Annotated in this window: 4 protein-coding genes and 4 pseudogenes; 6 read left to right on the top strand and 2 right to left on the bottom strand. The window is 68.1% G+C overall.

The window, feature by feature from the left end:
- The first annotated feature begins 267 nt into the window (after positions 1–267).
- Complete coding sequence (locus ACIOMQ_RS41315; protein ID WP_402192868.1) at positions 268–1,614, top strand: hypothetical protein; 1,347 nt, start codon at positions 268–270, stop codon at positions 1,612–1,614.
- Between the two features lie 84 nt (positions 1,615–1,698).
- Here ACIOMQ_RS41315 and ACIOMQ_RS41310 read toward each other — a convergent pair.
- A pseudogene (locus ACIOMQ_RS41310) lies at positions 1,699–2,404 on the bottom strand (transposase).
- Positions 2,405–2,495: 91 nt separating this feature from the next.
- Here ACIOMQ_RS41310 and ACIOMQ_RS41305 point away from each other — a divergent pair.
- A pseudogene (locus ACIOMQ_RS41305) lies at positions 2,496–2,738 on the top strand (DUF6221 family protein); the annotation flags it as partial.
- Between the two features lie 56 nt (positions 2,739–2,794).
- On the opposite strand, the pseudogene ACIOMQ_RS41300 reads toward ACIOMQ_RS41305, so the two are convergent.
- Positions 2,795–3,639: pseudogene (locus tag ACIOMQ_RS41300) on the bottom strand (VWA-like domain-containing protein); the annotation flags it as partial.
- Between the two features lie 48 nt (positions 3,640–3,687).
- On the opposite strand from ACIOMQ_RS41300, the gene ACIOMQ_RS41295 reads away from it, so the two are divergent.
- From ACIOMQ_RS41295 to ACIOMQ_RS41280, 4 genes and pseudogenes are all read left to right on the top strand, one after another.
- A complete protein-coding gene (locus tag ACIOMQ_RS41295; RefSeq protein WP_402192866.1) occupies positions 3,688–4,017 on the top strand; it encodes a transposase in 330 nt (109 codons plus the stop codon).
- Positions 4,018–4,200: 183 nt separating this feature from the next.
- Positions 4,201–4,563, top strand: a complete 363-nt coding sequence (locus tag ACIOMQ_RS41290; protein ID WP_402192870.1) for an IS3 family transposase — start codon at positions 4,201–4,203, stop codon at positions 4,561–4,563.
- A 2-nt stretch (positions 4,564–4,565) separates the two neighbouring features.
- Positions 4,566–4,922: a DDE-type integrase/transposase/recombinase gene (locus ACIOMQ_RS41285; protein WP_402192863.1), complete on the top strand. Its 357-nt coding sequence runs from the start codon at positions 4,566–4,568 to the stop codon at positions 4,920–4,922.
- Positions 4,921–5,205, top strand: a pseudogene (locus ACIOMQ_RS41280) (IS5/IS1182 family transposase); the annotation flags it as partial. The gene ACIOMQ_RS41285 and the pseudogene ACIOMQ_RS41280, both read left to right, overlap by 2 nt.
- Positions 5,206–5,342: the final 137 nt, after the last annotated feature.

Genomic DNA, 5,342 nt, shown 5'->3' with positions numbered 1-5,342 from the left:
GCGCGAGAACCGTCCGACTGAGCATGATCGCCACATCCGGATCATGCCACCCACCAGCAAGAACACATCACCCCCTATCACGCACCAACTCGTAAGTCGGTGGAATGCGCTCAGCGTGTCCTCACGATGGTTTCCGGATTGCGCAACCCTTAAAGCGTGTCAGTGCAGCCACCGGGATCGCACGGGTACCTCCTCCGTGAGACTTGCTATATTACGCAACTGAGCAACTGTAAGCGCTGCAATCCGTCATAGGAGGAGGAACTGCCCATGCCCGTCGTCCGCCGGGGGCTGCCATGGCTCGGCCCGGTCCTGACCGCCCTGGCTCTGATGGTCTGCGCGATGTTTACGCCCGTCTCCGCGCACGCCGCGGGGGCGGGCCTCGACAGCGTGGCCGAGGCCCTGAAGAAGAGCCCCGTGTACGTTGATCCGCGCGCCCGGGACCAGCTCTCCGAGGCCGACGCCGTAAACCTCGCGAAGAAGATCGAGGACGCGGGCAAGCCAATCTTCGTCGCGGTGCTGCCCGAGGCCGCCGAGTTCCCTCCCGAAACTCTGATGCGGGACTTGCGCACCCAGGTCGGCATCACCGGGGTGTACGCCGTCCACCTCGGCGGCGGTTTCAACGCGAACGCGGACTCTTCGGTGATGTCGCGCAACGCGGTCGGTAACCTCACCGGCGCTGTCAAGCGCTCCCACTCCGGGGATCCCGAAGGGCTCCTGACCGCCTTCGTCGACCAGGCCACCGAACAGGCCAAGGGGCAGGCCCCGGCCACCTGGAGCGGCTCCGAGGACGATGAGGGGAGTGGCGGCGCGGCAGTGCTGCTCACGGTCGGTACGGCCGCGGCGGTCGGCGGCGGTGGGTACGCCTTGTACCGCCGCTCGAAGAAGAAGCGCGAGCGCGCCGAGCTGGACGCCCTGCGCGTCGTTGTCGACGAGGACATCACCGCCTTCGGCGAGGAACTGGACCGACTCGACTTCCACCCGTCGGAGCCCGGGGCCGACAACGCGATGCGGCAGGACTACACCCACGCACTGGACACGTACGACAAGGCCAAAGAACTGATGGCCACGGCCGCCAGGCCGCAGGACGTCCAACCGGTGACCGCAGCCCTGGAAGAGGGCCGGTTCGCGCTCGCCACCCTGGCCGCGCGCCGCGCCGGTGCCCCGGTGCCCGAGCGCCGCGCTCCTTGCTTCTTCGACCCTCGCCACGGCCCGTCGGCCATCGATGCGATGTGGGCCCCGCCCCACGGCATGCCGCGCAACGTGCCGGCCTGTGAGGCTGATGCCAACCTCTTGGCGGCCGGGCAGGAGCCGATGGCCCGTCAGGTGCAGACCGCCCATGGTTCCCAGCCCTACTGGAATGCCGGCCCCTCATACGCGCCTTGGGCGGGCGGCTACTTCGGCGGCGTGGGCAGCATGCTCGGCGGCCTGCTCGTGGGCACGATGCTGGGTTCGGTTCTCAGTGCACCCTCCGCGTTCGCCGACACCGCGGCCATCGACAGCGCTCCCGACGGCGGTGAGTTCACCGGCGCGGACTTCAACCCTGGCGACTTCGGAGGTGGTTTCGAAGGCGGCGGCTTCGATGGCGGAGGCGACTTCGGCGGTGGAGACTGGTGATCCCGGTGGCCGGCCGTAAGGGCTGTCCCGTAGATGATCTCTGACCGGATACAGGCGTGGTCGACGGTCAGTCCGGCTGTTCGCTTATCCGGCGAGGTTAAGGTTGTGGAGACGGACGATGCCGAGCATGGCGTGGTGGACGCCATCGTCCTTGAGGCGGCAGTCGCGGAGGATCTGCCAGGTCTTCATGCGGGCGAAGACGTGCTCGACGCGGGCGCGGGTCTGTTTGTGGGACTTGTTGTGGGCCTTTTTCCATTCGGGTAGTTCTTCGCCTGCACGGCGGCGGTGCGGCATCACGAGCCCGGTGCCCGGATAGCCGCCGTCGGCGATGGTCGTGGTCCTGCCGACGGAGGCTTTGGCGCCAGATTCGTCCCACGCCTTGCAGTCGTTGCGGTTCCGGGGCAAGGGCTGACCGATCACGACGACGAGTCGGGTGTCGGCGTCGATGACGACCTGGTGGTTCGTGGAGTACCGGTAGTCTTGGACTGCGCGGTCGCGAGTCGGCACCAGGGTGCCGTCCACGATGAGCACGGCGTCCTCGCGGAACCGCTTGCGGGGCTGCAGCGCGAGCGACGGGCCGAGGTGATCGATGATGCGGTCGGCCGCGGACTTCGAGACACCGAAGAGCGGGGCAAGCTGACGAAACGTCAGTTTTGTTCGTCAATAAGCCGCTACAAGCAGCACCCGGTCCTCCAGTGGAAGGGCCCACGGCCTTCCCGAAGGTATGCGGGCTCAGCCCGGCGAACGGGGTTATCCAGGACGGCTCAGACGCCGTGATCACACCAGTCACGACGAGATCATTTCACCGCCGACCCGCGAGGGAACGCGCTCGGGCGACAAAAGCAAGCGACGGCGCCCAGCAGAACATCGAGGATGTCCTCATGACTGAACATCTGGTGACGTTCCTCAAGACACGGCTGGATGAGGAGGCCGACCTGGCCCGGCGCTGCGACGGCGACGGATGTTGCGGAGAGTGGTCTGCCCACGGGAACACGGTTGATTTCTGTCAGGTAGAGCTCTCAGACTTCCACCCCGCGATCGCCCTGCACGACCCGGCCCGCGTTCCGCTTGAGGTCGAGGCCAAGCGACGCATCCTGGCCCGTCACGCCCTCAGTCCGGCCGGGGGCGCCCCGGAGCTACCGCGAGTTCGAGGAGGCCTTGCCGCACGCGGCCCTGCCGCTCAGCGCACCCGGAAGACCGGTCCGCGCGGGGTGAACGACAGCCCCGCGCCCTCCGGGATCAGGCAGGCGTGCTCGCGGCGGACCCGCAGCACGTCGCACCAGCCGTCGGTGATCACCAGGACGGGGGCCGTCGGCGGGAAGTCGTCGGCCCGCTGCAGCAGGTCGATGCCGGGTTGCAGGACCGTGCCGCCGCGCCCCCTGACCCGTACCCGCCCGGCGATCTCCGTCGGCGCCAGGTACCCGGCGTCGTAGGCGGCGGCGTCGCAGAACACCACTCGGGCGGCCGGCACGTCGCGGGCCTCGGCGTAGGAGGCGATCGCGCCCAGTGCCTTGGAGAGCAGCGGGCCGGACATCGAGCCCGAGGTGTCCAGGACGACGCCGAAGGTGCAGCGGGCGACCTCCTCGGGCGGGAAGTAGCGGCCCGCGCGCGGGATGTCGGGGGTCGAGGCCTGGCGCCGGGCGGGCCGCGAGTAGCTGCGTACCGGTCGGGACGGGCCACGAACTCGTCGAACCAGCAGGCCAGTTGGGCATCCCACGGGACGGGCGGGTGGGCGAGTGCGCGGATCTCCTGGACCAGTCCGGCCGGTAGCAGGCCGCGCTGTCGGTCGGTGTGCAGCTGGTGGCCCTGGACGAGGGCGCGCCGGTAGAACTCGTCGAGGTCGACGGGGTCGGCGGTCCGGCCGGGCAGTGGTTCGCCCAGGATGTCGTCGGCGCCCTTGCCGCGCAGGGTCGCAAGGCGCCGGCCACGCCGCAGCCCGGTGGCGATCCGGTCGTACACCTCCTCGGTCGACAGACCCTTCAACTCGGTGTCGTACAGCAGCCCTTCGGGCATCGCGCCGATGTCCCTCCCCTCGTAGCGTGGAGTCCGTGATTGCAGGGGAAGTTGGGATTCATGGAGTCCAAGCAACGGACGTACACGCCTGAGTTTCGTGAGGGTGCTGTACGTATCGTGATCGAGACGGGCGGGTCGGTCCCGGAGGTCGCCGACGAGCTCGGCGTGCACTCCGGCACGCTGCACAGCTGGGTGTCGCGGTGGCGGCGCAACGGGTCGGCGTCGTCCGACCGGCCGGGCGAGCCGGTACCGGGTGGCCGGATGCGCGAGACGGAACGCACTGAACTGGAGCGGCTTCCCCGGGAGATGAACGAGAAGAACAAGCGGATACGCGAGCTGGAGATGGAGCGTGATGTCCTCAAGCGATGCATGGTCCTCTGGGTGAAGTGACCGAGACGGAACCGGCCGCCCTGGCCGCGTTCATCGGTAACCAGAGGACCGAACACCATGTGCCACACCGTCTGACCTGTCGAGTTCTGGAAAGTGTCGGAGTCCTGGTTCTACAAGTGGCGCAACAAGCCCATCACGGCCCGCGAGATCCGGCGCGGACAGCTGGCCGAGGTGATCCGGTAGATCTTCGAGGGCTCCGGCGGTACCTACGGCTCGCCGAAGATCTGGCTCCTCCTGGTCCGAGAGAGCTGGTGCGTCTCGGTGAACACCGACGCCCGCCTGATGGCCGAACTCGGCCTGGCCGGACGGAAGATCCGCCGACGGCGCGGGCTGACCAGGCCCGGCAAGCGGCCCGCGGCCCCGGACTTCGTCCGCCGTGACTTCACCGCCGATGCTCCGGACCAGGTGTGGTGCGGCGACATGACCGAGATCCCCACCGGTGAGGCAAGCTCTACCTGGCCACCGTCATCGACCTGTTCTCGCGTCGGCTGCTCGGCTACGCGATGGGCGCACGTCATGACGCCTAACTGGTCGTGGCGTCCTTGAACATGGCCGCGGCCACCCGAGGTGGTGACGTGAAGGGCGTGATTTTTCACAGCGACCGCGGCAGCGAGTACGCGTCCCGGCGCTTTCGCCGGGCCTGTCGCCGCTTGGGCGTGACGCAGTCCATGGGCCGCGTCGGGTCGTGTTTCGACAATGCCGTCAGCGAGGCGTTCAACAGCGTGCTCAAGGTCGAGTACGTCCACAACACGTTCGCCACCCGCACCGAGACCCGGCTGCGGATCGCGACCTGGATCACCGGCTTCTACAACACACACCGACTACACAGCGTGTATGGGTATCGGAGTCCGATCGACTACGAGCACGACCACCGGGCCAACCCCGCCTTGGAGCTGGCCGCTTAGAAGATCTCCACGGTTCGAGGGGATTGACAGCCTGCGCCGCCGGGGCATCAGGCACACCATCCCGGAGAAAACCGACAGCCAGGCCGCCCGCCAGCGCAAAGGCTCACGCGGCGGACGGCCACCCGGCTTCGACGAGCAGCGCTACAAGAAACGCAACACCGTCGAGCGGGCCATCAACAAGCTGAAACAGTCCCGGGCCGTGGCCACGCGATACGACAAGCGCGGCTACGTCTACCTCGGCACCGTCACCGCCGCAGCCCTCATCATCTGGTTCCGCACATGATCGACCGGACAGGCTCTAGCTGCTCGGGGCGGGTTGACGTCATTTCAGTTTTACGGCCGGGGTGCGGCGTTGCGCTTCTTGGCGGGCGATCTGCCGGGCGAGGGCGTCGCGGTATGGGGCGACGGTGGCGAGGGCCA

Origin of the sequence: Streptomyces sp. NPDC087845 (genome assembly GCF_044742755.1) — a bacterium.
GTDB lineage: Bacteria > Actinomycetota > Actinomycetes > Streptomycetales > Streptomycetaceae > Streptomyces.
Note: the sequence above shows the minus strand (reverse complement) of the source record. Positions and strands in the feature narration are given on the sequence as shown.

What these genes read in the sequence shown, in the direction of transcription:
- ACIOMQ_RS41285 (WP_402192863.1), top strand. Translation starts at nt 4,566, where the DNA reads ATGGCCGCGGCCACCCGAGGTGGTGACGTGAAGGGCGTGATTTTTCAC.
- ACIOMQ_RS41315 (WP_402192868.1), top strand. Translation starts at nt 268, where the DNA reads ATGCCCGTCGTCCGCCGGGGGCTGCCATGGCTCGGCCCGGTCCTGACC.
- ACIOMQ_RS41295 (WP_402192866.1), top strand. Translation starts at nt 3,688, where the DNA reads ATGGAGTCCAAGCAACGGACGTACACGCCTGAGTTTCGTGAGGGTGCT.